The sequence below is a fragment of the Lysinibacillus sp. RC46 genome, assembly GCF_041262385.1.
GTDB lineage: Bacteria > Bacillota > Bacilli > Bacillales_A > Planococcaceae > Lysinibacillus.
Genome location: NZ_JBGCCF010000002.1, coordinates 224,803 through 251,307 on the forward strand (window position 1 = coordinate 224,803; position 26,505 = coordinate 251,307).

Consider the following 26,505-nt stretch of genomic DNA (forward strand, 5'->3'; position numbering starts at 1 on the left):
AAATTTTATTTTTTGTTATTTCTAAATATTGATGAAAAACTTAAATTGAGAATTAGCTTAGAGTATCTTCTCTCCCGTGCCTTACTTTTCTCACACTTTCTGCAAAAACTACTTGTAGCAGTTGTATGAGGTTAACAAAACAAAAAGCTGCCTCACTACGAGACAGCTTACAAAATTATTATTAAATTAGCGTACTTCTGTACCTTCAATTGTTGCAATAGCTTTTAACACTTTGTTATGTGCTGCAACAACTTCTTCATCTGTTAAAGTACGTTCTGGATCGAAGTATGTTAGAGAGAATGCAACTGATTTTTTACCAGCCTCCATTTTTTCACCTTCATATACGTCGAATACACGAACGTCTTTCAATAATTTCACGTTTGCTGAGCGAATCGCAGCAATAACTTCTCCAGCTGTTGTTGTACGGTCCATGATAAGTGCAATATCACGAGACATTGCTGGGAAGCGAGGCACAGGTGTATAACCAAGAGGTGCTTCTTTTGCATTAGCATTTAATAATGTTACTAGATTCATTTCCATTACATATGTGTCTTTTACACCCCATGTTTTTTGCTCTGCTGGATGTAATCCACCGATAATGCCCACTTGTTCACCGTCTAAAAGAATGCTAGCAGTACGTCCTGGGTGTAATCCATCTACTTCAGCTTTCACAAATGAAATACGATCCTCTAAACCAAGCTTACCGATAACACCTTCTACAATACCTTTTAAGACGAAGAAATCTACTGCTTTTTTCTCCCCTTGCCAAGCATGGTCAAGCCATTTTCCTGTTACTACTGCCGCCACATGCTCTTCCTCATATGGTAGCCCCTCTTCTGATTGCCCAAGGAAAACTGAACCGATTTCATACAATGCCACATTGTCAGCTTTACGCGCAACATTATACGCAGCAGCTTCAATTAAATGTGGGATAAGACTTTGACGTAGTGTTGAACGGTCCTCACTCATCGGCATTAGTAAACGTGTTACTGGCTCAGCTTTCAATGCAAAGCGTTGTGACAATGCATCTGAAGTTAATGAGTAAGTGACAGCTTGGTAAAGGCCTGCTCCTTCCATGTAGTTACGAACTACACGACGATTTGCTTGATATGGAGTTAGACGCCCTACTTGGTTTGCTCCCTCTGGTAAAGTCATTGGGATTTCATCATAGCCGTATAAACGAGCAATTTCTTCTACAATATCTTCTTCAATTTTAATATCTTGACGACGTGTTGGTGCATCAACGATTAGCAAACCATTTGCTGCTTCTACGCCAAATTTAAGTCGCTCCAAAATAGTCAACATTTCTTCTAATGAAATTTTCATGCCTAAACGTTCATTAATAAAATCTGGAGAAACGACAACACGTGCTGGTGATTTATCTAGTTCATCCACGATGCATGTTCCCTCTAACACTTCACCGCCAGCTAATTCAGCTAGTAGTGCTGCAGCACGTTCTGCAGCAGGTAACACACGGTTAGGGTCAACACCCTTTTCAAAACGAGCAGAAGCATCTGAACGAAGTCCAAGATGACGTGATGTTTGACGCACAGTTAAACCGTCGAAGTAAGCAGATTCGATGACAACCGTTGTTGTAGAATCATTTACCTCAGAGTTTGCACCACCCATTACACCTGCGATAGCTACTGGCTCTTTACCATTTGTAATGACTAAATCTGTTGCTTTTAATGTACGCTCTTGGTCATCTAAAGTAGTAATTTTTTCGCCTTCTGTTGCTTTACGCACTACGATTTCACCTGTTGCAAGACTATCGTAGTCAAAGGCATGAAGCGGTTGACCGTATTCCATTAAAATGTAGTTCGTTACATCGACAACATTATTGTGTGGGCGTACGCCTGCTGCCATCAAACGATTTTGTAGCCACATTGGTGATTCCGCTATTTTTACGTTTTTCACAACTTTTGCTACATACATTGGGTTTGCTTGTAAATCTTCTACGCGAAGCTTAAACAAATCTTCAGCTTTTTCAGAAGATGTGCTGTAGGCGATTTCTGGATACTTCACTTCTTCTGAAAGAATTGCGCCAACTTCATACGCCACACCTAGCATTGACAGTGCGTCTGAGCGGTTTGGTGTTAAACCAAGCTCTAACACTGTGTCACGTAAACCTAAAATAGCAAGGGCATCCGAACCTACCTCAGCATCCTCTGGAAGCACATAAATACCTTCAGAATATGCTTTAGGAACAAGTTTCCCTTCGATTCCTAACTCTTGTAATGAACAAATCATACCGTTTGATTCATGTCCACGAAGTTTTGCTTTTTTTATTTTAATGCCGCCTGGTAAATGTGCACCTGGACGAGCGACAATAACTTTTTGACCAGCATCAACGTTTGGAGCACCACAAATAATTTGTTGTGGTTCAGCTTCACCAACATCCACTTGGCAAATATTTAATTTATCTGCTTCAGGATGTTTCTCTTTTGATACGATATAGCCGACAACAACTTTATCCATGCCGTTAGCACGGTCAATTACTGCATCTACTTCAATTCCAGAACGCGTAATTTTTTCAGCTAACTCTTCAGTCGCTAAATCTTGTGTATTTACATAATCTTTTAACCATTCTAATGATACTAACATCTTTTATCCCCCTTACGCCTCTGTTCGCTCGAATTGTGATAAGAAACGTGAGTCATTTGTATAGAAATGACGAATATCGTCGACACCATATTTCAACATTGCGATACGCTCAGCACCAATACCGAATGCAAAGCCTGACACTTTCTTCGGATCATAGCCAGACATTTCTAGTACTCTTGGATGTACCATACCAGCGCCTAAAATTTCAATCCAGCCTGTTCCTTTACAAATGTTACAGCCTGAACCACCACATTTGAAACATGAAATATCCATTTCAACAGATGGCTCTGTGAATGGGAAGAAGCTTGGACGAAGTCGAATTTCGCGGTCTGCACCGAACATTTTTTTCGCTAATGTATCAAGCGTACCTTTAAGGTCACTCATGCGAATATTTTCACCAATTACTAACCCTTCAATTTGCATGAATTGGTGCGAGTGTGTAGCATCATCGTTGTCTCGACGGAATACTTTCCCTGGGCAAATAATGCGAATTGATTCACCTTTTTTTGCCTCCATCGTGCGAGCTTGAACAGGTGATGTTTGTGTACGTAGTAATATTTCCTCGGAAATATAGAACGAATCTTGCATATCACGAGCAGGATGTCCCTTCGGTAAGTTCAGTGCCTCGAAGTTATAATAATCCTTTTCCACTTCTGGACCTTCTGCAATTTCATAGCCCATACCGATAAATAAATCTTCAATTTCTTCAATAACGCGTGTTAATGGATGACGATTGCCAACTTTAATTTCACGACCAGGTAAAGTGACATCAATCGACTCACTTGCTAATTTTTCAGCAATTGCCGCTTCCTCTAGCACAGCTACCTTTTCCTCTAATACAGCCGTTACATTTTCACGAACTGTATTGACTAAGGCACCCATTTTTGGGCGTTCCTCAGCTGATAATTTCCCCATCCCTTTTAATAAATCCGTGATAGGTCCTTTTTTCCCTAGATATGCTACTCGCACATCATTTAATTCCTTTAAATTTGCTGCCGCTTCAATTTTAGCAAGTGCTTCTTGCTCTAATTGCTTTAATTGCTCTTCCATGTAATAAACCCTCCTTGTTCAAATCCATGCCAGTTTTGTTGATGGCATAAAAAAACTCGCCCCTAAAAAAGGGACGAGGACATATTCGCGGTACCACCCTAGTTATTGCAAGGCAAATTCCTAGCAATCACTTCATTGACATAACGACTAGATTAAAGCCGGCGTACCTTTACAGCATTTCGCTGGTCCCGGTAGCTGCTCGCGGGATGAATTCAAAACTGCATTGGTACGGCGCTAGCTCTCAATCTCCGGCCTGCGCTCCCTGTCGTCCATTCACAATCTTTACTACTTCCCGGTCAATGCATTTAAGTTTACATTTTAACTGTGATTATACAATACTATACCAATTCAAATCAAGAGCTAAGTGCCTATTACCTTCGATATTGATGGTTCTATTGGCAATTTTAGGCTCATCACCATAACGTGTGGTTGATTTCCGTTCCGGCTGGGCGCTTTCCCGGGGGAGTCCGATGAGCCGCTTCGCTTCGCTGCAGGGTCTCGGGCCAACATGATATTGGTCACGAAGGCGTTATCACAGGATGTGATGGTTTTAGCCTTTGTTCCTCTATCGCTGATCCCCAAGGAGTCGCCCAGCCTCCACTCCAATCAACTAATATACAGTGCAAATATTTAAATATATTATCTATAACTTTTTAGTGATGAGCTCAATTTTAATATATCCTTATTATTCCATATTTAATTACTTTTATTCCCTACTTAACAAATCCATATAAAACGATTCCTGTTGCTACTGCTACATTTAGAGACTCCGCTTGTCCCAAAATTGGAATGATAATATTTTGATCTGTCATCGAAAGTAGTTGTGGATGAATACCACTACCTTCATTCCCCATCATTATCGCGAATGCACCAGTATGCTCAATATCACTATAGACAACTGCATCCTCATCTAAAGCTGTTCCAAATACTGGTACATCATTATCCTGTAGCTGCTCAATCCATTCCTCTAAATCGCCACGCAGGACGGGAATATGGAAATGAGAGCCTTGTGCAGAGCGAAGCGTTTTAGGATTATATAAATCCGCACAGCCCTTACCGAGTATGACTGCATCCAAACTAGCTGCATCCGCAGTACGAATCATCGTTCCAATATTTCCTGGATCTTGCACAGCATCAATTAGTAGCACCTTGCGCCATGAAGCCATTCCATCTTCTTCTAACAAAGGTTGCTTACAAACTGCAAATACACCTTGAGATGTTTCCGTTTCAGCAAACTCTTTGGCAACAGCTGCTGTTACTTCAACTACGGCTACATTATCAATCGGCCAAAGCATTGGTAAATCTACACCTTCACGTACAATTAGCTGTAGCACCTGCTCGTTATTTTTTAATGCTTCCTCTACCAAGTGGAATCCCTCTACTAGGAATTCTCCAGATCTTTCACGCTCTTTACGTGTTGTCGCAAGCTTCTTCCAATATTTCACTAACGCATTTTGCGTAGATTCAATTCTTTTCATCGTACCTCGTACCGCCTTTTTCCTATATATTGTTCATTATTATACAGTAGAAAACGATAAATTACATAGTCATGCAAAAAACAGTTTAATTGTTATTTCTCCATTTACCAATCATTGGAAAATAATGCCCTCTGACGGAACGGAAATCAACTCCACGCTATTACGATGAGCCATACACGCTAAGATATTTTGCCATCATCTGTATTTTGGGATGACATTTTGTTAAAACGTATACCATGTGAAAAAGTTGATTGGAGTGGAGGCTGGGCGACTCCTTGGGGATTAGCGTCACAGATGAGACCCTGGAGCGCAGCGAAGCGGCTCATCGGACGCCCCCAGGAAAGCGCCCAGCCGGAACGGAAATCAACCCCACGCTATGGAAATGAGCAAAATTATTCCCTACTAGATAATAGGGGAATTCAGTGATATATGTTATAATTTTCAATATTTTAAGAATGCACAACGGGGATGAAAATAAATGAAAAAAAATGTACATGTAGTAGGTGCAATTATCGAAAATGATAAGCACGAAATTTTTTGTGCGTTAAGAAATCCTAATATGGTACTAGCAAATTATTGGGAATTCCCTGGTGGTAAAATCGAAGAGGGCGAATCGCCGGAACAAGCTTTAACTCGTGAAATATTAGAGGAGTTTAATTGCTCTATACAAGTTGAGGAAAAGGTTGAGGATACCATTTATGAATATGAAAAATTTATCGTACGCTTAGAAACATTTAAAGCGTCGATTATAAAGGGAGAGCCGGTCATGTTAGAACATGCTGAAATTAGATGGGTTTCTCGAAATGAACTTCTCAATCTTAATTTTGCTCCTGCTGATATTCCAGCGATCAATAAAATACTTGCAGAAAAATAGTCTATGGGCAGTTAATGTAGAAAAAAAGAGCAGATTCCCATCTTCAGTCTGCTCTTTCATTTTTCATTGACTCTCACTTAAAGCCATTTTCTATTTGGCGGAATACTTTGAGGAAAATGAAATACATTAAACGGATCGTATTTTCCCTTTACCGCTCTAAGCATTCTAAGGTTACGACCATAATAGGCAGTTGGCCAATCTTTTATAAAACGATCTGGGAAATTCACATAATCACCAGCAGTGTAAGGTGACAAAGTTCTTCTTAAATTCTCCACCCACTGAATATTTTTTTCTTCTTCTTTAGCTTTTTTCCATGAAGTATTATACTCCTGAGCAAGCAAAGCATTCCTATAATAATAAGCTGTTCGGTTTGACGCAATTTGGCTTACCGCACCTCTAAGAGACTGCTGCCAAATGGTCGTATCTCTATTTGGAGCGTTCGATAAAAATTCTTTCATTTGTACAATGGCAGCATGAGGGAATGGCCTTTCAATAAAGGATCCTGACCTTTTACGAAGGGCTGGTTTGTTGCCGCTCGGTAAGTCGAAAAATTCTACAGCTTTAATATACGGTACTTCCTTTATCCATATATTCGTTGGTGAACCTGTTTTCCTTAAAGGACGGAGTAGTTTCTTTAACTCAGATGCCGTACCTATAAACTCACCTTGAGCAACAATTTCGCCCACTTCCTTAGATTTCAGCTCAATCTGTGAGGTCAAGCGTTCATCTGTATACGGTGCCCATTTTTGCCATGCGTCAAAGGCTCGTTCAAAATCTTCCCATTCCCATGTAATGGAGAAAATCGATACGTTAGAAATAGGATGCAGTTTAAATGTAAGAGCTGTAACGATGCCAAAATTCCCACCGCCCCCGCCACAACTTGCCCAAAATAAATCACTATTTCTCTGCTTATCAGCTTGGATTACTTCAGCCCCTTCATGACCACTCGCAACAACTATTTCCAGTTCTAGTAGATTGTCACATGTTAGCCCAAATGGACGCGATAGCATGCCAATTCCGCCACCAAGTGTTAAACCAACAACCCCTACACTACCTTCAGTTCCTGCCGGGATTGTAAAACCATTTTCCCATAATACCCGATACACTTTTCTTATATTAGCGCCCGCTTCAATTGTCGCTGTCATATCTTGCCGATTAATTGTTATGTCATTCATATCACTAACATCTATAACAAGACCTTCATTTAATAATGAATAATTTTCATAGTTATGTCTTCCACTTCTGATTCGAAACGATTCATTATTTTCTCTCGCCCATCTTAATGCGTTGATAACATCTTTCGTACGTCGACAAAATACAATGATACCGGGAAATTTGGGATCATTTAAGTTATTATTTGTTCTTGCTTGCTCATAGTCCGGATCTTTAGGGGTAACAATTCTTCCTGTGAGCTTTACTTTCTTCAAAATACAGCTCCTCTCTCAAATGATGCAATACATATGTTTTATCCTATGCTTATCACTTGGAAAGAATATGAAAATCGGAATTTTTATCGCTTAAAAATGAAAGATAAATGCTCATTCTCTTTATTCATACATATGATGCTATATTGAAACCACTAAGGAGGTGTCCTAATGATTATTCATGTTGTGAGCGCTGGTGAAACACTTTGGCAAATTGCAAACAGCTATTCTGTACCTATAAATTCCATTATCCAATTAAACGCTTTATCTAATCCAGATCAATTAGTAATCGGGCAAGCACTTGTTATCCCTTCTCCCTACACAACTCATATAGTAAAAAGGGGTGACACCTTATGGTCGATTTCCCAACATTATGGGGTGGCTATGCAATCGATTATCACAGAAAATCATTTAACAAATCCAGATGTTTTAACACCTGGAACTAGACTAATTATTCCACCCACTACACATATTGTGCTGCCAGGGGAAACTCTATCGCAAATTGCTACACAATACGGAACGACTGTTCAAGCAATTGTTTTAGAAAATGGAATTTCAGATCCAAACATGATTTATGCTGGTGCGCATTTGATTATTCCGAGAGCAAAGCCTTCCATTGAAGTAAATGCTTATACGTATGAAGAGCCTAAAGAAGCCGTACAGTCGATTAACGCAATCGGTCATTTACTAACTTATTTTAGTCCCTTTGCTTATATGGTGAAGGAGGATGGAACATTACAGCCTATAAAGGATAAAGAAATGATCGATGCAGCTATTGCCAAAAACATTACACCTATGTTGACCCTTACGAATTTCTCTTCCACAGAGGCCGGTTCCAACTTATCACATGTTATTTTATCTAATGCAGATTTACGGGAAAAGGTTATTAACAATACTTTGCAAGTGATGCAGGAAAAGGGCTATAAAGTTCTAAACGTTGATTTTGAAAACGTTCTTCCAGCAGATCGAGAGAATTACAACACTTTCCTTCAATTAGCTGTTGATCGTCTTCACCCAAAAGGATTCCTAGTATCAACGGCACTTGCGCCAAAAACGAGCGCAACGCAGGCAGGAACATTATATGAAGCACATGATTATGAAGCACACGGAAGAATTGCAGACTTTGTCATTTTGATGACATATGAGTGGGGATACCGACTTGGTCCACCACAAGCCATTTCACCCATTAACGAAATGAGAAAAGTTGTGGAATATGCTTTATCAGTTATGCCTGCTAACAAAATATTTTTAGGCTTTGAAATTTATGCTCGCGATTGGCTTCTACCTCATGTTAAAGGTCAGGAGGCAGAAACATTCAGCTCTCAAGAAGCCCTTAACAGAGCAATAAAACATGGCGCAACCATTCAATACGATAGGACCGCACAGTCGCCGTTTTTCCGTTATGTTGATGAACAAGGTAAAAATCATGAGGTATGGTTTGAAGATGCTAGAAGTGCACAAGCTAAGTTTGACATGACGAAGGAATATAATCTTCGAGGTATTAGCTATTGGGCATTAGGTTTCCCTTTCCCACAAAACTGGGCGTTATTAAATAATGATTTTTCTATCAAAAAGGTTTCCTTATAAATTAAGACTCATCGTGAGGGTGATTTCGGTTCCAAAGGATGTCCAATGAGCCACTTTGGCCAAAAGGATGTTGATCATGGGGGCGTTAAAAAACCTTGGAATTCAGGCCTTTTTAAGCTTATTATGCTCATTTAAGGCTGATCTATTAACACAAAAAGTACTACAATAAATTCTTACCTTTCCCTAGTTTTTCCCATGATAAAATAATCAATTCAAAGCCATATTAAGAAATATCAAATCGAAAGGAGAAACTGAACATGGGAAGAGACAATAAGCAAGGTAAAAGCGCCAACAAAGGGTCATTGCCTCAAACGCCAAAAAACCAAAAAATAGCGCCAGACAAAGTGAGTGAAAAAGCTAGTGAAGAATTTTCTCAAGAGTTTATGAACATGATTAATTCAGTCACTAAAGAAGGCAAAACAAAAAAATAAGGGGGCCTTCAAGTGGATTATACACGTGCACAAGAAATTGTCGCCTCACCAAAAGAATATGAAGTAAGCTATAATGGTGTATCTATTTGGATTGACAAACTTCATGATGATGGTAAAACTGCAACTGTCCATTTACGTCGTTCTTTAGAGGAACGATCTGAAGTGGACATAGGAGAATTAAAAGAAGAGTACCTCGTACATTAAATTTTATCATCAAATAAAAAACTGCTTACTTCCTGTGGTGAAGTAGGCAGTTTTCATGTTGTTGAAAACTATTACAGCAATGACATTAATGGGGTCATATTAAATAAAGTTTAGCTCTCGGCAAATCGAGGGGGTGGTTTCCGTTCTAGGCTACTCGCTTTGTCGCTGTCGCTTCGCTTTCGCGCAGAGCAGAGCTTCCTGTGGGCGAGCGCCGAGCCGCTTCCTCCGCTTACGTTGCTGTCGCTTCGCTTTCCCATGGGAGTCGAGTAGCCTCCCACTCCAATCAACAACAACATAGAACTTTTATAAAATTAATGCATCCCAAAAGTGAAAAGTACTTTAATAACCCCAGAATATTGCCAATGCGAAGATCCATGAAATAACAGTAGACCATAAAAACAATTGTTTAGAATCACTAGCAAATTTTCTTAATAATAAACCTAACATCACTGAAATGGCTATTATTAACAGTAAACTTAGAAAAAATGGAGCATTCGGAAAAGACTCACTCATCGTAGAAAAAATCAATGTTTTTAATGATAAAAACAAAAAGGTTGTTAAAAATATACTATACCCTGCTACCATTATTATTTTTTTCAATTTTTTCACCTCTGATATTTAAATGACGTAATCCTCTTCATATTTAAACTCTGTTAAAATATCCCTTGCTCGATTGTTTAACTCTGTGAAGGTGTTGGAAATCTGTTCAGCAGAAATCGGTTTACTAAATAAATAGCCCTGAATATAATCACAACCACCGTTAATAAGGAAAGCAAGCTGCTCCACTTCTTCAATTCCTTCAGCAACAACCTTTAATCTCAAATGCTTCGCCATTGATAAAATCATGGAAACGAGCGCCTCATCATTTGGGTTATGCTGAATATTTCGAACGAACGCCCGATCAATTTTTAAACAATCGATTGGAAAATCTTTTAAATATGAAAGTGACGAATACCCTGTCCCAAAGTCATCAACAGCAATTTGGATACCAATTGCCTTTAACTCATGAAGTAGCTGAGTTATTTGATCAATGTTCATCGTCATACTTTCTGTAATTTCTAATTGTAAATATTTCGGTTCTAAATTTGTACGTTGTAAGATTTCTTGTACCATTTGCACTAAATCTTGCTGGAATAACTGTCCAATGGATAAATTCACAGCAACCTTCATCGGAGGCAAACCTTGCTCCTTCCATGTCTTCGCTTGACTGCACGCCATTTCTAAAATCCATTTTCCTAAAGGAATAATTAGACCAGATTCTTCTGCAATTGGGATAAACAACTCAGGTGAAACAAATCCACGGGTTGGATGACGCCAACGTACTAGCGCTTCTACCGATTCAATTTTACCCGTTTTTAAATTTACTTGAGGCTGAAAATCCAAGTAGAATTCTTCATTAGCTAATGCTTTATGGAGCTCTTGCTCAATCAATATACGATCAGCAATGCCATTTGACATATATGGCTTATAAAAAAGAACTCTTTGAGGTATTTGACCAGCTTCCCTCATCGCTAACTGGGCGTGCATTAAAAGCTCTTCCCCTGAGCAATCTTCTTCATGCAAGGCAATGCCAATATTAAGATTTCCGTTGAGCGGAAATAGTTGTACTTGTAATGGTTTTTTCATAGCACTCTTCAAGTTCAAGCAAAATTGTAGCAACTCTTCTCTTGTCTTCACCTGATTAATATAAATAATAAACTGTCCCTCACGAAGCTTTGTAGCAAAATAATGAGGCGGTAATATAGCTTGAATTCTCTCACCTACGAGCTTCATCATTGTATTAGAATAGCTTATACCTATAGATGAGCGAATAGCAGCAAGGCGGTCAATCTCAATAGCAATGATTGCTTTTTGATGACTATTATCGTGTAAATCCTCTTTTAATGTTTTCAATAATAAATGTTCATTTGGAAGCTTAGTAATATCATCATGATAAGCTTGAAAATGAAGCTCCTGTTGCGAATGCTCAAGATCTCGCTTTATTTTTAAAAGTTGCGTATATGGTTTTTCAACAGTTGTATAATAAATGGCTTTTAGGAAAAAGTAGAATGCGAAAAATTGATAAATTAATGCTGAAAAGCCCCAAATTGATTTCAAATCTTTGATGAACGCAAAGAAAATATCACTAATAATCAAATAAATTGCTGCGGTAATAAGCCACATAACTCGTTTAGGCAACTTTTTTTTATACTTACTTAAAATCACTATCGTTACACCTTGTAAGACAGCAGACATTAAATGAACAATAGCGCTTGCTTTCAGCAACAATTGTTCTTCAAGTAAAAAATATTTTGAAGAGAGATACACTAGAAAAAGGCTCAGTAGTACAAATAATAAGGAACTGCTATATGTATAATTACGATCATTCATCGTTAAGCGTTTTTTTGGCTTTAAAATAATAAAAAGAAAACCGATTGATAAGCATAAACGCATTATTAAATCCAACCATATTTCCAAATATAGTGTATCAGCCATTGGATATTGAGCGGTAACCAAGCTCACTAATTCAAACAAGGCGATGATAAAAAATAAATTACCTATGTATAATGTTTGGCTCGATAATAAGTGTGAAAAAACGAGCCAAGATTGAATAGCGATTGCCATTGTAAAAACAATAATTAGTATTTGTATAATCAAATTCAAACAAATGTAACTTTCTTCCTTAAAAGAACCAAATACCTGATTACTTAAACCTAATAGTGGCAACACTAGCAATAGTGGCAATACTACATACCAAATCTCTTTCTTTTCTATCTCTAATTGTTTCAACCAATTCTCCAACAGAAACCCTCCATACCAATATATATAAAATTAGATAGGTAATATGATCTACCTAAAGGAAATATAAAATTAAAAATTGTATTTTTCTTTGACTTCTTACAAATCATAGCATTTTTATTGGAATTTGTATGCAACTAAAAGTATGCCAATATTCAGTTTTGATATTAGCATACCTTTGATACTTATCGCACTATTCGTCTTTTGAATATAATAACTCGCGAAGCTTAATCATTATTCTTGTGCGTCTTTTTTTTACTGCGTCCACAGATAAACCTAGTTCTTTAGCTATTTCCAAGTAACTAAAACCTTCTACATAAAAAAGTAGTAGTATTTTTCTTTCTTCAAATTTTAAATGAGACATAATGCATTCTATAAGAACTGGACTGCTTTCACTCATTTTATGATCTCGAATATAATTTATCGTGTCATTATCCATAGGTGTATGAATATTTCCAAAACTCTTTTCCTTTGAAAGCTCTTTTAAAATTTCTCCTTTAACGGTTGTATAAATATAAGCAGAAAACAACCCTTTTGATTGATCCGCTTTACGCCAAGCCTCCCACACGGCTATGGATGCTATATGACGATAATACTCAAAATCTTTATAAATGCGGCACCTTAACAAAATCGACGTTATCATCGGTTGGACTAATTCTAATACTTCCTCAAACGGTTGCTCAGGCGATAACTGTTTATTATGCTGTGTTGTCATCCTATTGTCCTGTCGACTGTGCACAGTCCATTATTCCTAGGTGCCTTCATCTTAATTACTATATAAGGAGGTGTCGAACCGCTCTTTTGTCAATATGATCAGAAAGTTTTTATAAGTCCTTTTTAATATTTATACATAAAAACAGTATGATTTTTAAAAAATCATATCTTTTAACTGTCATACTATACATATTTCTTAAAAGGTTGGACAAAATTACTACTAAGGAGGCGAAATAGATGAATTTTCAAATAAGAGATGCGATTACGACAAACGTACATGGTCAATCAGCGGCTGAATTTAAGGATATTGTCGAAGATGCAATTAACCGTGGTGAAGAGCATTTACTTCCAGGGCTTGGTGTGTTTTTTGAAAAATGGTGGCAGCAATCTAGTCCTACTGAGCAGGATGCATTTGTTCAAAAACTTGAAAAAGCCTTTGCTCACTAATTTTTTATAGACAGTTCATTCCATTTCCAATAAATGCATGATAAAGTTTAACTTATCAGAAAATTAGGAGGGATTGGAATGACTGTTGCTGTAGAATTAATAGTAAATCAACTAAAAAAAGTTTTATCTGAAGAACAGGTGTCAACAAACGAAACGGTGCGACAGCTACATGGAAGGGACGAATCTCATCATACAATGAGCTTACCAGATATCGTTGTCTTTCCTCGTTCCACGGCCGATGTCAGTGCCATCTTAAAAATTGCGCATGCGGAACGTGTACCAGTCGTACCTTTTGGTGTTGGCTCAAGCTTGGAAGGAAATGCAATTCCCATTGCAAATGGCATTTCTATCGATTTCTCTGAAATGAATGCTATTTTAGAAATTCGACCAGATGACCTGCTTGTGAAAGTACAACCGGGTGTAACACGTGCTCAATTGAATAAAGAATTAAAAAAACATGGACTTCAATTCACAGTTGACCCTGGTGCTGATGCTACACTTGGTGGAATGGCAGCAACTAATGCCAGCGGGACAACAGCAGTGCGGTATGGTGTTATGCGCGATCAAGTACGAAATTTAGAGGTTGTACTCGCAGACGGTTCAGTCATTCATACCGGGAGCTTAGCAGCAAAATCCTCTTCTGGGTATCACTTGAATGGCCTTTTCATTGGCTCTGAAGGTACGCTAGGTTGCTTTACAGAATTAACTTTACAAGTCTATGGTATACCCGAATTTGTAACGGCGGGACGTGTAGTTTTTACGACAGTTGGCGATGCTGTCAGTGCAGTAACCGCATTGTTGCAAGCGGGTATTTCAATTGGCCGTGTTGAACTGGTCGATGAAGCCTCTATCAAACAAGCAAATATTTATAATGAAACATCCTATGATGAAAAACCAACACTGTTTTTAGAATTTCACGGAAATGAAGCAGGTATGCATGCCGATATAGAATTTGCTAAAGAAATTTTCGAGGACTTCGGCTGTCTTTCTGTTGAATTTGAACAAGACAATGCGGCACGTAATAAGCTCTGGGAGGCGCGCCATTCATTGGCCTATGCATATATCCATGCCTATCCAGGAAAAAAGCTTATGTCGACTGATGTTTGTGTACCAATATCTATGCTTGCTGAATCCGTTTTATATGCTCGTGAACAACTTGAGGATGTTGGTCTTGCAGGAGGAATTGTAGGTCATGTTGGAGACGGTAACTTCCATGCCTTGTTAATGTTAGATCCAAATGATGCTGAGGAGCAGGCAAAAGCAGACTGCTTCAATGAACATATTGTGCACTTTGCTTTACTGCGTGGTGGCACTTGTACGGGTGAACACGGTGTTGGTATTGGGAAAATGAAATATCAGAGTACAGAGCACGGTACATCACTATTAGTGATGAAGAGCATAAAGGTAGCGCTTGATCCACATAACATTATGAATCCAGGGAAAATTTTCAACATGTAATGTAGATACTTAAAAATAAACACGATCTCACCCATGAACGGAGAGACCGTGTTTATTATTGTAGATTATCATAACGACTGTTACGCTCCGTACCAAGAGCACTTGGTATCATCGTTTCAACCAGATAATCGCCTTCTTCAAAGATAATTTTTTTCAATTCAAGATTAAAAAATTCCTTCATCTTTGCTTCTGTCATCACTTCCTGTACGTTACCGTAAATGACCCCTTTTTCTTTTGCTGTCATTAAGACTCGATCTGCTAGATAAAATGCATGATTGGGATAATGGGTATTTATGATGCACGATATACCCCGTTCCTTTGATAAACGCTTAATAGTTTGTAAAATAACTATTTGTTTTTGAATATCCAAATGCGACTCTGGTTCATCTAAAATCAAAACTTCTGGCTCAGAAACAAGAGTTCTTGCAATTAAAGCTAACTGCAACTCACCACCGCTAATTTCATTGCATGATTTTTTAGCAAGATGTAAAATATCAATCGTCTTCAGTGCTTGATGAGCGGCTTCCAAATCCTTCGCAGATGGCTGAGCTAGCGTGCTAATATACGGAGCCCTTCCCATTACGACAAGCTCTTCTACTGAAAATCCAAATACCATTTTATGCGCTTGTGGTACATAACCAACACGTTTCCATAGTTCTTTACGATTTAATGTTGCAAGAGGTTTGTCGTCGATTAAAGTCTTTCCTTTTTTCCATTCAAGCAACCCTGTTATACATTTTAACATCGTCGTTTTCCCTGCTCCGTTCGGACCTAGAATCGCCATTATTTCACCAGGCTCCAATGAGAAATTGATGTCTTGTGCATATAAATCAGGTAATTTTTTTCTTCTTCTTTCATAATGATAATTACCGTTTACAACTTCAATTTTCATGCCCAGCCACCTCCTGAACGGCGTAATAAATAAGCAAAGAAAGGCGCTCCAATAATTGCTGTTAAAATAGATAAAGGTATTTCCGTTGCTGTTAATGAACGAGCTAAATCATCAATTATTAATAGATAAACACTACCAATAGCCACAGATACCGGTAATACTAATTGATTATTATTTCCGACAAGCATACGTACAACATGTGGAATAATTAAACCAACCCAGCCAACAATACCAGCAACAGCTACGGATGCAGCTGTAATTAAAGTTGCACCGAAAATGACTAACCATTTTAAACGTGCAACTGGAATTCCCATTGACTTTGCTTCATCCTCAGGCAATGTTAAAATATTTAATCTCCAACGTAGTAAATACAGTAATATGATTCCAATTAAAATTAGCGGACCACCAATAAATAAATCCTTGTAGGTTGCCGTGCTAAGACTCCCCATTAACCAGTAAGTAATTGCCGGTAATTTTTCCTCCGGATCGGCCACAAATTTTGTTAACGAAATTAATGCATTAAAAAGTGCGGATGTCACAACACCAGCTAACACAAACATAAAAATAGGGGCATTCTTTTTTGCACCAGCAATTAAATACGTAAAACCAATCGCTCCTAATCCAAAGATAAGTGCCAATATTTGCGCATACATATTTTGACCAAATAATAATATCCCTAGTGAAGCTCCGAATCCCGCACCTGCAGAAACCCCTAAAATATCAGGGGATACTAATGGGTTTCCAAACATCCCTTGGAATCCCGCACCTGCAATAGATAACCCCCCACCAATTAGTAAAGCTAGTAAAATTCTTGGCAAACGAATATTCAGAACTACAGTTTCTTCCATCTGCGTCCATGTCTGCTCGACAGTAATTACTTTAGAAGCCAGTATTTTAATGATCTGCTCTAAACCTACTTCAAATCGACCAATCCCAAGAGAAACGATTGCTACCAAAATCGGTAGCAACCATAAAAGCGCAATTTTCCATTTCTTCATAATTACAATCACCCTTAATATTTTGCTGCATCTGAAGAAGGATTTAAGATAGAATGGATTTCATCATCCGAAATATCAAATTCGTAGAAGTCCTTGTAATACGCTTTAATCTCATCTTCTATTTTATAATCAAATAATGTTGGATGATTTTTTTGTGCCATCCATTTTAGCATTAATGGCGCATCGCCACTTGGTGGGAACCAGCGATAAATACCTAATGGAATTTTATAAACTTTACCCTCTTGAACAGCCTTCACCTGACTCCAATCCTGCCCACTCACCTTATTTTCAAGTAAGTCCTCTGGCTGCGTTTCAGTAAAATTGGTGATATAAATGATATCTGGATTCCAAGCATAGATTTGCTCCATATTTACTTCTTTTCTTCCGTCCACATCATTTTCAGCTACATCTATAGCTCCAGTTGCATTAAGCCATTGGTTACCAAAGAAATTTCTACCACCGACAGTAATTGATTTATCATTATGCATATGTAAAATCATTGCTCGTGGCTTGTCCTGTGTGGCAACATCTTTCAATTTAGCATTTAGTTCTGACTGTACTTTTTCCCCTTCATCTAAGAAGCGGTCAGCACGATCAGTTGTTCCTGTTATTTGACTCGTTAAAGTCAACCAACTATTGAAAGTTGCTAGAGGTTCAGCAGCTGCTGCATCAATAGCTTTTACAGCAACAACAGGAATTCCTGCTTCAGAGATTTTGTTAATTGAATTCTCATCTGTTGCAATTTCTACGTAGAGCTGAGGATTTATTTTCATTAATTCTTCTACATTTACTTCTCCGTTTTGTACAAAGGATGTTTCTGCTTTTAAAACATCTGGTGAGATTTTTGCTAAAATTGAATTTTTCGCGGCATTATACGAATTCGGGTGCATGCCAACAATTTCTTTCGTTGAGTTTGTCGCGACATACCATGTGGAGAAATAAGGTAAAATCCCCCCTGTCACGACACGCTCAATTGTGCTTGGTACTGTTACTTCACGCCCAAGCTGATCCGTCACAATTTTTCCCTCTGCTGTAGTCTGAACCTCCGATTTTGAAGTTTCAGCAGATTGATTAGATGCTGATCCTCCATCTTGATTGCCACAAGCTGCAAGCATTGCGGTTAATGCTAGCGTTGCTAAATAACCATATTTTTTCATTTATTTTCTTCCTCTCTTAACCATTTTGCTATTCCATGTAAAAAGGGCTTCGACTGATCGATAAAACCAAGCCCAATATGAAACATTGGATCAAACGTTATGACAACTAATTCTCCGTTCCTTTCTATTCCGATTCAATTGATAATGATTATCATTTGCATCTAAATACATATTACAGTATAATGATAATGATTATCATTGTCAAACTAGTTTTATGTACTCCCTTTTGTTTCCAAGATATTAGTGGAATAATATCGCCGTTGAACATTACTCAAAGAGCATAAAATATTTTTTCGATATAATTTAGTACTTTACTTTTATTTTTGGAGGAATCAATATGAGTGTCCCAATTTCGATACTAAAACTAGACCCTGGACATGCTTTCGGTGTGAATGGTCGTATGCAAAAAGATACAGGTAATGAAGCAAAATTAATTGATCAATATGATTTTGCATACGCAAATCTAGAAGAAGTGGATGTTATTCTAATACCAAATTTTATTGATCAAGAATTTTTGTACAGTCAACGTGAGAAGATTGCTGCCTTTTTGGAAGAAAAGAAAATCGTAGTGTATTGTGGCCATCTATTTCGCGAATGGCTACCAGGTTGCGGTCCATTCATGCCACAGCTTATTCGTAATTATAAAGACTATGAGGTTTTTCCAACTGCAGATTCAGCTATTTTTCAGGATGTAACTACTGAAGATATGACATTTAAAAAAGGTGTTGCTGGCTTTTTTGCACGTGGTTTTCATCACGCACCAGACGATGCAGAATTATTACTTACTTTTTCAAACGGTAGAGCCGTTACATATGTAGACCGCACTACAACAAAAGGTACTATTTTAGTCCATGCAGGACGGGATTTACTAGGCTATGCTAATGAAAATAAATCAACTGACCGTATTCGCCCACAATTTTTAACATGGCTCGAAGCAGAGGTACAATCATTAAAGGAGGGCACAGAACAATGAGAAGAATCGGTGTTATATATAGTGGTAATGAGTCACATTATCGTACATTTCATGAACCAAAATTCAATCAATATATTAAAAAATTAATTTATCACCCTGATTTCCTAGAAACGGACATCGACGACTTAGATGTGCTTATTGTTCCCTCTCAATTAAACAACAAACTTTTACTCGCTAGCGTTTCAAAAATACATTCGTTTGCTGAAAAAGGTGGAATTGTAGTTGCATTTGGACCACAGCCATGGAATTGGCTACCTGCACAACAGTGGGAAGAGCGACTAACAAATTTTTGGTGGTGGCTTGAAAAAGATGCTTCAAGTGGTCTAGTATTACAAAAATCAGAACACCCTCTGTTTAACGGATATTTAACACTTGCTGACTGCACATGGCATCAACATGGAGTTTTTTGGCCTCCTGAGAATGCAGATATTTTAGTAACAACGGAAGATGGTGGTGCAGTTTTGTATATTGATACTGACTCTACCGCCGGAACTTGGATCATTACGACATTAGATCCTGATTTCCATTTCGGCTCTTACTTTATGCCAGCAACTGAGCGATTCCTTGAAGGTTTTTTCCCATACTTAGCCTTCGGAAAAATTTCATAAGCTCTGATTTAAAGACAAATGCCATAGAAAAAGGGGCGGAAAAACCCTTTTCCTATGGCATTAAAAATTTAACGGGAAATTATGCTTAATAGACCCCATACTATTCTTTATTTAAAAATCATAGCGGAAGCTTTTTACTAGCTTATCTCCTTTATAAAATTCCTTTGATTCATCTCTTACAAAGCCTAGAGATAAGTAAAGATTAATAGCAGCCTGCATAATATCACCTGAGTGCAAATATAATGCTTGATCCTGACGATTGCGTGCAAAGGCGAAGCTTTCGTGCAATAATTTTTTAGCAACACCTAGCCCTCTTCCTTTAGGATGCACGCCAAGCAAGCGCACAATGGTAGACTGTATGTTAAGCTCTGGCAAACCGTATGCTTTTTCAGCATCAGTAAATAATTGCAGTCCTCCTAAAATTTCATCGCCACGCTTTGCCACTAAAATTGTTTCTGCATTAGGATTACCAACAGATGCCCGAATATCACTTAAGTATGAAGCCCAGTTCTCTGGGTTTTCATATTCTTTTTCATATTGTGCATAACTTTCTACTAGGACTTCTAAATACCTTGCATAGTCTTCCTCTTTCAAATGTTCAATCACTATTTCAGCTACTGTCATCGTTCTATCCCCTTTCTATATAAACAACTCTATTTAAATGCCGCCCCTACTATAGGCAGTTACTCTTTTTTCGATACGATGTGCCAGCCATTCAACGATAGCTGAAACACCCCAATAAATTAGCCCGACAGCGATAAATGCCTCCAAAAACTTTAAATTAATAGAAGCAACGATATTCGCAACTCCTGTTAACTCTTTAACGGATAGGAAAAAAGCTAGTGACGTAGCATGTAAGAAACCGATAAAGACATTTGTGAAGTTAGGAATGGATTTACTAAATGCTTGCGGTAAAATATAGCGTCGCATCGCCTGTGAAAATGTTAAACCGACTGCATAAGCTGCCTCTAGCTGTCCCTTAGGCACACTTAAAATACCGGACCGAATTATTTCGGAGGCATATGCTCCTGCACTTAGCGTCAAAGCCAAAATAACAAAAAATAAAATAGGGATAGAGCTTGATTGATACTCTATCTTGAAAGCTTTTGCAATGACATCAACAACAATTGGTATGCCAAAATAAATAAGCATAATATGCATAATGATTGGTGTTCCTCTAAAAAAAGATACGTAAAAATTCAGCAATGGTGCGAGAATTTTTGTTTGTTGTATCCGCACAAAAGCAACAATTATGCCGATTAATATGCCCAATAAGACAGGCGTAACTGCCATGAACAAAGTTAACGGCAATACTTTACTAATTTCTATTAAAGCTTCAAAAATAAAAGCAAAATCTATCGTCATAGCATATCCCCCTAGCTAGATGTAGCTTCCTTTGGCATATATCGATTAAGATATCGTTCATTGCGTTTTAAACCCTTTTCTACCAGCATAACAATGACATAATAAACGATGGACAACGCCAAATAAATCTCCAGCGCCCTTGTCGTTGAAGCGATAAGAGTTTCTCCACGTCCCACCATATCCATGACACCAATTGAAAATGCTAAAGAGGTATCCTTTAATGAACTAATCATCGTATTTGTCATATTTGGAAAGGCGACACGAATCGCCTGAGGGAGAACAATACGTAGAAAGGACTGTATTCCATTTAATCCAACTGAATAAGCTGCCTCCATTTGTCCACGATCAACCGTTAAAATAGCTGCTCTAAAAATCTCAGCAAACGATGCAGCATTGCTCAACGTATAAGTAATAATTACAAAATACATAGCATCCATTCTTGTTACATCAATATGCACAAGCTTTAATAACGCTGGTATACCATAAAACACTAAAAACAATTGCACTAAAATCGGCGTACCTCGAATAAACGAAATATAAATCGTTATGATTTGCTTCAAAACTGGTATGTGTAGCAGCTTTGGTATAGCAATCACTATACCAAGCAGCATACCAAAAAAGATTGCGAACACTAAAATTTCGAGTGTTACTGGTAAATACTGAAGCAATATTGGAAGTACTTTTGCGATTAGCGTGAAGTCAAAGTCATTAGCCATACTTCCTTCTCCCTCTCCTATTTCGTTTAGAAATCTACCGTATAATCGCCACCAAGCCATTTCTTACTTAGCTTACTAATGACGCCTTCTGCCCTTAATTCTCGAATAGCATCATCAAGTCGCTCCTGTAAGACAACCTCGTCTTTATTTAATAAGAAGTAAACTTTTGAATTTAATAAAGCATCTCCTACAACCTTCTCCTGTGCTTTATTGCTTTCGTTATAGTACTTCACTGCAAATGGTGTTGTAATGATTGCCTCGATTCGCCCTGTCGCAAGTTGATTGTGAACATCAACTGAGCCGGACGAATAGATAATATTAGCGCCTAAATTGTGTTCCTTATTGTATTTCTCAAGAAAGACAGCAGAGTTACTAGTTGGTGAAACACTAACGTTTTTCCCTTTCAAATCATCAATGGATTGAATAGAATTGTTTTTTGCATTGACCGTTACTTTTAATGGAAATACATTATAAGGCTCCTTATTAAAGAGGAATTTCTCCTCTCGTTCACTATTGACTTCCATTTGATGGGCAACAAAATCAATCTTCCTTGTCTCTAAACTTAGTAATAAATTTGAAAATTCCATTGTTTTAAATTCAAACTCATATTCTGGTAGCTTCTCATCGATAGCGCGAACAAGCTCCACATCATAACCGGTTAAATTCCCCTTGTCATCAATGAAGCAGATATTTGGAAATTGAGTACCGGTACCGACAACAATTTTTTGAACTCCCTTTCCACCTAGTGCTGCATTATTCTCACTAGCATCCCCTTCGGACTTTTCAGAACTACAAGCTGTTAAAAGTATAGCTAACAGCAATAGTAAATAACATGATAATTTTTTCATAGAAATTCCCTCTCTTCTTATGCGTGCGACGGTATATCAACGGCAAGTGCTGTTTTTAAATGCTCCAGTCCAATTTCTGTTACTGCTTTAAAGATGCCATTTGATCCAATTTCGACAACCGGAACATAACGGACACCATATTTTGTTTCAAGGATGTCACGGAATGCGTCATTATGTGTCACATCCACTGTTTTGTAAGAAATGCCTTGTTGTTGCAAGTATGTTTTCACTTCATCACAATAACTACAGCCTTGCTTTGACCAAACTATTACATCTATATTTTTTGCCATGTTTATTTCCTCCTTAGCTAACCGCTTCTTTTTGCTGGAAGTGTAAATTTAAATTTATTGGACTTAATAGCTCAAATGATCGTTCTCGTTCAAATTCCTTTAACACAGGCGTATGCAAAATAAATTCATCAATTTGATAGCGCATATGGTAGTCATCTAATATCGTTTTAATATCATCCGGAGTCCCATATAAAATATCTGCATCATATTGCTTCACCACATATGACTCTCCAGATTCCTGACCAAATTTCTCTGCTAGCTCTACCGATTGTAATGTTAGGCTTCTGCCACTCGCTAAATGCACCTTCGTAATTTTTTGATCACCAATAAGCTCTTTTGCCTCCTCTTTTGTAGGGGCTGCAAGGGCTGCGATGGAGACGGCAAAATGACCGTTTGGATGATGCTTGCGATAAGCTGTAGCTGCTTGTGCTAATACATCATTATCACTATTAATAAATCGCGCAAAGACGAACGCAATGCCTAGTGTGCCTGCAAGAGCGGCACTTTGTGGACTTGCCCCAAGTAAAAATAACGCTGGCTTTATCTTTGGAATCGGCGTTGCCTGTACTCCATATAACTCGTGCTCTGCTGGTATTGTTTGCTTAATTAATTGCTGTAAAAATGTTAATCTTTCCTCAAAATCTTCGCCTTGATTGAGCGTGCCATATTGCAACGCCTTCGTAGAAAGAGGTAAACCGCCCGGTGCTTTTCCTATGCCTAAATCAACTCGTCCTGGTTCCAACGATGCGAGAACGTGGAAATTTTCTGCTACCTTGTAAGGGCTGTAATGTTGTAGCATCACTCCACCCGATCCAATATTGATAGATTTAGTTTTAGCAAGTAGATAAGATACTAATACTTCTGGAGATGACCCCGCTAATGTATCTGTATTATGGTGCTCTGACACCCAAAAACGTGAGTAGCCCAATTGCTCTGCTTTTTGTGCTAGAGCCACTGTTTTTTGTAAGGTCTTCTCATTCGTTGCGTCCTCAATAATAGGACTTTGATCTAATATACCTAATGAATAGCTCATACATTGCCTCCTTAAATACATTTATTCATATACATTTACTAGGTTTTCAGACAGACTGTTTGACATAACGGCTTTCTTTAAATGGTAAACCTAAGTTACCACGTAATGTGTCAGCCTCATATTCTTCACGGTATAACCCTCTTGCTTGTAAAATCGGCACAACCTTGTCTACAAAATCATCCAGTGCTCCAGGTACAGTAACGCCTATAATAAAGCCATCAGCCGCCTCTTGCTCAAACCATTCCTGCACGAGGTCAGCAACATGCTCTGCTGTACCAAAGAATGCTGTTTTTGGGGTTGCCTCACGTAACGCTACTTGTCGCAATGTTAGCCCTTCTTGTTTGGCATATTTTTTAATATAATCAGTCGTACTTCTAAAGCTGTTTGCTCCAATATCACCAAGCTCTGGGAACGGTGCATCTACATCATATTGTGAAAAATCATGATGATCGAAATATCGACCAAGATAAGCAAGTGCGCGCTCTATCGAAACAAGCTCAACGATTTCCTGATACTTCGCTTCCGCTTCCTCGAGCGTATCGCCAATAATCGGAGAGATTCCTGGAAAAATTTTAACTTCATCTGGATTGCGTCCAAATGTCGCAACCTCAGTCTTCACCCTTTTATAAAATTTCTGTGACTCTTCTAACGATGCACCATGTGTAAAAATTGCATCTGCATCCTTTGCCGCTAATCGAATACCTGGATCTGAAGAACCTGCTTGGAAAATAACAGGCTGCCCCTGCTTAGAACGTGCAATATTTAGCGGACCTTGTACTGAAAAATAATTGCCCTTATGATTTAGTGTGTGCAGCTTATCAGGATCGAAAAATACATCATTTTCTACATCGGCAATGAAAGCATCATCTTCCCATGAATCCCACAAGCCCTTTGCCACTTCTAAATATTCTTCAGCAATTTGATAGCGCTCTGCGTGGCTAGGATGCTGTTCAATTGTTTTATTATAGTTCAAGGCAGTGCTTTCTAATGGTGTCGTGACGACATTCCATCCTGCACGGCCCCCGCTAATATGATCTAAAGAGGCAAATTGGCGTGCAACTGTAAATGGTTCGCTATAAGAGGTTGATACAGTACCTACTAACCCGATGTTTTTAGTTGCTACTGCTAGCGCCGAAAGAATTGTAATTGGCTCAAAACGATTTAAAAAATGAGGAATAGATTTTTCATTGATGAATAAACCATCTGCAATAAAAGCAACATCAAATTTCCCCTGCTCAGCCTTTTGTGCTTGCTGAATATAAAAAGGCAAACTTACACTTTGATTGCTAGCCACCTTAGGATGACGCCAACCTGAAATATTGCCACCTACACCATGAATAATAGCCCCGAATCGAATTTTGTCCTGTCTCACCATATTTGTTCCTCCTCAAATCTTATTTTTACTAAACATAGTGGTTAAGTATGTTTTATGATTAAAAAAATATTTTATTTATGGTTGCGCATAGATAAAATAGGATTGAGGAAGATAATACAGTTCATTTATACAATTTGCAATAGGCTACATAATAGAAAAAAATTTACTGTCTTATAAAATATTTTATCAATTCGAATTTTCTTGAATACTTTCATATTGTATAGCAGTTTCTTGTAATGTTTTCCAAAAGGCTGGCGCCAGCGTCGCTTTATTTTTATACGTTAAAAAAATGTGTTGATTCATATCAAGTAAATGCTTCACATCAATCTCAACAAATTCCCCACTTTCAAGCTCCTTTTTTACACAGAGATGTGGTAAGAAGCTCATATATTCTCTCGTACGAATAAATTCTTTTGCTACCTCTAAATGATCCGTTCGCACTTCAATATTTGCAGATACGCCCTCTACCTCAAACATTTTATGCACATAATTCCAATCAAAAGCCCCACATTCAAAAAACACCATCTTCTGCTGTGCCAGATCCTTTGCTTTCATTAGATTTTGTTGTATAAATGGGTGCTCACGATGCATCACAAGTTTAACAGCATTACTTAATAATAGCTCGTTGCAAATTCCTTCCTTATGCACGTATTGAACAAGACCAAGATGGATTTGATGACTTTGCAATTTCTCTAAAATCACTGCTGTTGAACCTGTGATAATCTGAAAGCGCAAATGAGGAAACTCCTTCTTCCATTTAGGCAATGCGTAAGCTAAAAAATATTGTGCTGTGACTCCATTTGTACCAATGCACACCTCATCAGACTCCTTCGTTTCCTCTAATTGTTTCTTTCCTTGTTCGAAGGTTTGCACAATCTGTGTCGCAAACGGTACAAAATCCTTGCCTTTATCCGATAATATTACACTTCGTCCATCACGATGAAATAACTCTACATTCAACTCTCGCTCCAATGATTTAATACGTGCCGTCACAGTTGGTTGAGATAAAAACAATGCATTTGCTGCCTTATGAATACTTTTATAATGCACTACATATAAAAACGCTTCGATATGGTCAATGTTCATCTGAAGCCCTCCACAAATTACTTATTTATCCTATTATATAGATAATTGTTTTAATTCTCTATATAAGATTGGAAAACTAGGTATTATATTTTCAAAAAAAAAGCAACCTAGCGCC

The 26,505-nt window shown here is 38.0% G+C and carries 26 protein-coding genes; 8 read left to right on the forward strand and 18 right to left on the reverse strand.

Features of this window, described 5'->3' with window-relative positions:
- Nucleotides 1-186: 186 nt before the first annotated feature.
- The 3 genes from pheT to ABH966_RS02995 all read right to left on the reverse strand — a co-directional run bounded on the left by pheT (nucleotide 187) and on the right by ABH966_RS02995 (nucleotide 5,132).
- Nucleotides 187-2,604 (reverse strand): phenylalanine--tRNA ligase subunit beta, encoded by a 2,418-nt coding sequence (pheT, locus tag ABH966_RS02985; RefSeq protein WP_370075587.1) that lies wholly within the window; start codon nucleotides 2,602-2,604, stop codon nucleotides 187-189.
- Between the two features lie 12 nt (nucleotides 2,605-2,616).
- Complete coding sequence (pheS, locus tag ABH966_RS02990; RefSeq protein ID WP_370075589.1) at nucleotides 2,617-3,654, reverse strand: phenylalanine--tRNA ligase subunit alpha; 1,038 nt, start codon at nucleotides 3,652-3,654, stop codon at nucleotides 2,617-2,619.
- A gap of 713 nt (nucleotides 3,655-4,367) precedes the next feature.
- Nucleotides 4,368-5,132: a TrmH family RNA methyltransferase gene (locus ABH966_RS02995; protein ID WP_370075591.1), complete on the reverse strand. Its 765-nt coding sequence runs from the start codon at nucleotides 5,130-5,132 to the stop codon at nucleotides 4,368-4,370.
- A 478-nt stretch (nucleotides 5,133-5,610) separates the two neighbouring features.
- Between ABH966_RS02995 and ABH966_RS03000 the strand changes: the two genes are divergently transcribed.
- Nucleotides 5,611-6,006, forward strand: a complete 396-nt coding sequence (locus tag ABH966_RS03000; protein ID WP_370075593.1) for a (deoxy)nucleoside triphosphate pyrophosphohydrolase — start codon at nucleotides 5,611-5,613, stop codon at nucleotides 6,004-6,006.
- 77 nt (nucleotides 6,007-6,083) lie between these two features.
- On the opposite strand, the gene ABH966_RS03005 is transcribed toward ABH966_RS03000, so the two are convergent.
- Nucleotides 6,084-7,433, reverse strand: coding sequence for an FAD-binding oxidoreductase (locus ABH966_RS03005; protein ID WP_370075595.1), 1,350 nt, complete (start codon nucleotides 7,431-7,433; stop codon nucleotides 6,084-6,086).
- Between the two features lie 168 nt (nucleotides 7,434-7,601).
- On the opposite strand from ABH966_RS03005, the gene ABH966_RS03010 reads away from it, so the two are divergent.
- From ABH966_RS03010 to ABH966_RS03020, 3 genes are all read left to right on the forward strand, one after another.
- Entirely contained in the window at nucleotides 7,602-9,017 is a 1,416-nt protein-coding gene (locus ABH966_RS03010; protein ID WP_370075597.1) for a LysM peptidoglycan-binding domain-containing protein, read from the forward strand.
- 257 nt (nucleotides 9,018-9,274) lie between these two features.
- Nucleotides 9,275-9,448: a hypothetical protein gene (locus ABH966_RS03015; protein ID WP_370075599.1), complete on the forward strand. Its 174-nt coding sequence runs from the start codon at nucleotides 9,275-9,277 to the stop codon at nucleotides 9,446-9,448.
- 12 nt (nucleotides 9,449-9,460) lie between these two features.
- Nucleotides 9,461-9,652 carry an H-type small acid-soluble spore protein gene (locus ABH966_RS03020; protein WP_100544861.1) on the forward strand — a complete coding sequence of 64 codons (192 nt, stop codon included), beginning with the start codon at nucleotides 9,461-9,463 and terminating at the stop codon, nucleotides 9,650-9,652.
- A gap of 339 nt (nucleotides 9,653-9,991) precedes the next feature.
- Here ABH966_RS03020 and ABH966_RS03025 read toward each other — a convergent pair whose 3' ends face one another.
- The 3 genes from ABH966_RS03025 to ABH966_RS03035 all read right to left on the reverse strand — a co-directional run bounded on the left by ABH966_RS03025 (nucleotide 9,992) and on the right by ABH966_RS03035 (nucleotide 13,145).
- A complete protein-coding gene (locus tag ABH966_RS03025; RefSeq protein ID WP_370075601.1) occupies nucleotides 9,992-10,252 on the reverse strand; it encodes a hypothetical protein in 261 nt (86 codons plus the stop codon).
- An 18-nt stretch (nucleotides 10,253-10,270) separates the two neighbouring features.
- Entirely contained in the window at nucleotides 10,271-12,433 is a 2,163-nt protein-coding gene (locus ABH966_RS03030) for a bifunctional diguanylate cyclase/phosphodiesterase (protein WP_370075603.1), read from the reverse strand.
- A 190-nt stretch (nucleotides 12,434-12,623) separates the two neighbouring features.
- Complete coding sequence (locus tag ABH966_RS03035) at nucleotides 12,624-13,145, reverse strand: sigma-70 family RNA polymerase sigma factor (protein ID WP_370075605.1); 522 nt, start codon at nucleotides 13,143-13,145, stop codon at nucleotides 12,624-12,626.
- Nucleotides 13,146-13,381: 236 nt separating this feature from the next.
- Here ABH966_RS03035 and sspI point away from each other — a divergent pair, with 236 nt between their 5' ends.
- A complete protein-coding gene (gene sspI, locus ABH966_RS03040; RefSeq protein WP_370075607.1) occupies nucleotides 13,382-13,591 on the forward strand; it encodes a small acid-soluble spore protein SspI in 210 nt (69 codons plus the stop codon).
- A gap of 78 nt (nucleotides 13,592-13,669) precedes the next feature.
- Nucleotides 13,670-15,049: an FAD-binding oxidoreductase gene (locus ABH966_RS03045; RefSeq protein WP_370075609.1), complete on the forward strand. Its 1,380-nt coding sequence runs from the start codon at nucleotides 13,670-13,672 to the stop codon at nucleotides 15,047-15,049.
- Nucleotides 15,050-15,104: 55 nt separating this feature from the next.
- On the opposite strand, the gene ABH966_RS03050 is transcribed toward ABH966_RS03045, so the two are convergent.
- From ABH966_RS03050 to ABH966_RS03060, 3 genes are read right to left on the reverse strand one after another with little or no spacing between them, the layout of a single operon-like run.
- A complete protein-coding gene (locus ABH966_RS03050; protein ID WP_370075611.1) occupies nucleotides 15,105-15,941 on the reverse strand; it encodes an ABC transporter ATP-binding protein in 837 nt (278 codons plus the stop codon).
- Entirely contained in the window at nucleotides 15,938-16,939 is a 1,002-nt protein-coding gene (locus ABH966_RS03055; protein WP_370075613.1) for a FecCD family ABC transporter permease, read from the reverse strand. Before ABH966_RS03055 ends, ABH966_RS03050 begins: the two co-directional genes overlap by 4 nt.
- Before the next feature lie 14 nt (nucleotides 16,940-16,953).
- Entirely contained in the window at nucleotides 16,954-18,096 is a 1,143-nt protein-coding gene (locus ABH966_RS03060) for an ABC transporter substrate-binding protein (protein WP_370075615.1), read from the reverse strand.
- 337 nt (nucleotides 18,097-18,433) lie between these two features.
- Between ABH966_RS03060 and ABH966_RS03065 the strand changes: the two genes are divergently transcribed.
- Entirely contained in the window at nucleotides 18,434-19,069 is a 636-nt protein-coding gene (locus tag ABH966_RS03065; protein ID WP_370075617.1) for a hypothetical protein, read from the forward strand.
- Entirely contained in the window at nucleotides 19,066-19,677 is a 612-nt protein-coding gene (locus tag ABH966_RS03070) for a hypothetical protein (protein ID WP_370075619.1), read from the forward strand. Before ABH966_RS03065 ends, ABH966_RS03070 begins: the two co-directional genes overlap by 4 nt.
- A gap of 111 nt (nucleotides 19,678-19,788) precedes the next feature.
- Here ABH966_RS03070 and ABH966_RS03075 read toward each other — a convergent pair whose 3' ends face one another.
- From ABH966_RS03075 to ABH966_RS03110, 8 genes are all read right to left on the reverse strand, one after another.
- The gene (locus ABH966_RS03075) at nucleotides 19,789-20,301 is read right to left on the reverse strand and encodes a GNAT family N-acetyltransferase (RefSeq protein ID WP_370075621.1); all 513 of its coding nucleotides are present in this window, start codon (nucleotides 20,299-20,301) and stop codon (nucleotides 19,789-19,791) included.
- A 33-nt stretch (nucleotides 20,302-20,334) separates the two neighbouring features.
- Complete coding sequence (locus ABH966_RS03080; protein WP_370075622.1) at nucleotides 20,335-21,042, reverse strand: amino acid ABC transporter permease; 708 nt, start codon at nucleotides 21,040-21,042, stop codon at nucleotides 20,335-20,337.
- A gap of 11 nt (nucleotides 21,043-21,053) precedes the next feature.
- A complete protein-coding gene (locus ABH966_RS03085) occupies nucleotides 21,054-21,758 on the reverse strand; it encodes an amino acid ABC transporter permease (protein WP_370075623.1) in 705 nt (234 codons plus the stop codon).
- Between the two features lie 26 nt (nucleotides 21,759-21,784).
- Nucleotides 21,785-22,606 (reverse strand): transporter substrate-binding domain-containing protein, encoded by an 822-nt coding sequence (locus tag ABH966_RS03090; protein ID WP_370075624.1) that lies wholly within the window; start codon nucleotides 22,604-22,606, stop codon nucleotides 21,785-21,787.
- A gap of 17 nt (nucleotides 22,607-22,623) precedes the next feature.
- Nucleotides 22,624-22,896, reverse strand: a complete 273-nt coding sequence (locus ABH966_RS03095; protein WP_370075625.1) for a glutaredoxin family protein — start codon at nucleotides 22,894-22,896, stop codon at nucleotides 22,624-22,626.
- Between the two features lie 13 nt (nucleotides 22,897-22,909).
- A complete protein-coding gene (locus ABH966_RS03100; protein ID WP_370075626.1) occupies nucleotides 22,910-23,929 on the reverse strand; it encodes an LLM class flavin-dependent oxidoreductase in 1,020 nt (339 codons plus the stop codon).
- Between the two features lie 46 nt (nucleotides 23,930-23,975).
- Entirely contained in the window at nucleotides 23,976-25,304 is a 1,329-nt protein-coding gene (locus tag ABH966_RS03105; RefSeq protein WP_370075627.1) for an LLM class flavin-dependent oxidoreductase, read from the reverse strand.
- A gap of 186 nt (nucleotides 25,305-25,490) precedes the next feature.
- A complete protein-coding gene (locus ABH966_RS03110) occupies nucleotides 25,491-26,390 on the reverse strand; it encodes a LysR family transcriptional regulator (protein WP_370075628.1) in 900 nt (299 codons plus the stop codon).
- Nucleotides 26,391-26,505: the final 115 nt, after the last annotated feature.

Bases quoted from the DNA above. Each gene is read 5' to 3' on its own strand.
- pheT (WP_370075587.1), bottom strand. From the start codon at position 2,604: ATGTTAGTATCATTAGAATGGTTAAAAGATTATGTAAATACACAAGAT.
- pheS (WP_370075589.1), bottom strand. From the start codon at position 3,654: ATGGAAGAGCAATTAAAGCAATTAGAGCAAGAAGCACTTGCTAAAATT.
- ABH966_RS02995 (WP_370075591.1), bottom strand. From the start codon at position 5,132: ATGAAAAGAATTGAATCTACGCAAAATGCGTTAGTGAAATATTGGAAG.
- ABH966_RS03000 (WP_370075593.1), top strand. From the start codon at position 5,611: ATGAAAAAAAATGTACATGTAGTAGGTGCAATTATCGAAAATGATAAG.
- ABH966_RS03010 (WP_370075597.1), top strand. From the start codon at position 7,602: ATGATTATTCATGTTGTGAGCGCTGGTGAAACACTTTGGCAAATTGCA.
- ABH966_RS03015 (WP_370075599.1), top strand. From the start codon at position 9,275: ATGGGAAGAGACAATAAGCAAGGTAAAAGCGCCAACAAAGGGTCATTG.
- ABH966_RS03035 (WP_370075605.1), bottom strand. From the start codon at position 13,145: ATGACAACACAGCATAATAAACAGTTATCGCCTGAGCAACCGTTTGAG.
- sspI (WP_370075607.1), top strand. From the start codon at position 13,382: ATGAATTTTCAAATAAGAGATGCGATTACGACAAACGTACATGGTCAA.
- ABH966_RS03045 (WP_370075609.1), top strand. From the start codon at position 13,670: ATGACTGTTGCTGTAGAATTAATAGTAAATCAACTAAAAAAAGTTTTA.
- ABH966_RS03050 (WP_370075611.1), bottom strand. From the start codon at position 15,941: ATGAAAATTGAAGTTGTAAACGGTAATTATCATTATGAAAGAAGAAGA.
- ABH966_RS03055 (WP_370075613.1), bottom strand. From the start codon at position 16,939: ATGAAGAAATGGAAAATTGCGCTTTTATGGTTGCTACCGATTTTGGTA.
- ABH966_RS03060 (WP_370075615.1), bottom strand. From the start codon at position 18,096: ATGAAAAAATATGGTTATTTAGCAACGCTAGCATTAACCGCAATGCTT.
- ABH966_RS03065 (WP_370075617.1), top strand. From the start codon at position 18,434: ATGAGTGTCCCAATTTCGATACTAAAACTAGACCCTGGACATGCTTTC.
- ABH966_RS03070 (WP_370075619.1), top strand. From the start codon at position 19,066: ATGAGAAGAATCGGTGTTATATATAGTGGTAATGAGTCACATTATCGT.
- ABH966_RS03075 (WP_370075621.1), bottom strand. From the start codon at position 20,301: ATGACAGTAGCTGAAATAGTGATTGAACATTTGAAAGAGGAAGACTAT.
- ABH966_RS03080 (WP_370075622.1), bottom strand. From the start codon at position 21,042: ATGACGATAGATTTTGCTTTTATTTTTGAAGCTTTAATAGAAATTAGT.
- ABH966_RS03085 (WP_370075623.1), bottom strand. From the start codon at position 21,758: ATGGCTAATGACTTTGACTTCACGCTAATCGCAAAAGTACTTCCAATA.
- ABH966_RS03090 (WP_370075624.1), bottom strand. From the start codon at position 22,606: ATGAAAAAATTATCATGTTATTTACTATTGCTGTTAGCTATACTTTTA.
- ABH966_RS03095 (WP_370075625.1), bottom strand. From the start codon at position 22,896: ATGGCAAAAAATATAGATGTAATAGTTTGGTCAAAGCAAGGCTGTAGT.
- ABH966_RS03100 (WP_370075626.1), bottom strand. From the start codon at position 23,929: ATGAGCTATTCATTAGGTATATTAGATCAAAGTCCTATTATTGAGGAC.
- ABH966_RS03105 (WP_370075627.1), bottom strand. From the start codon at position 25,304: ATGGTGAGACAGGACAAAATTCGATTCGGGGCTATTATTCATGGTGTA.
- ABH966_RS03110 (WP_370075628.1), bottom strand. From the start codon at position 26,390: ATGAACATTGACCATATCGAAGCGTTTTTATATGTAGTGCATTATAAA.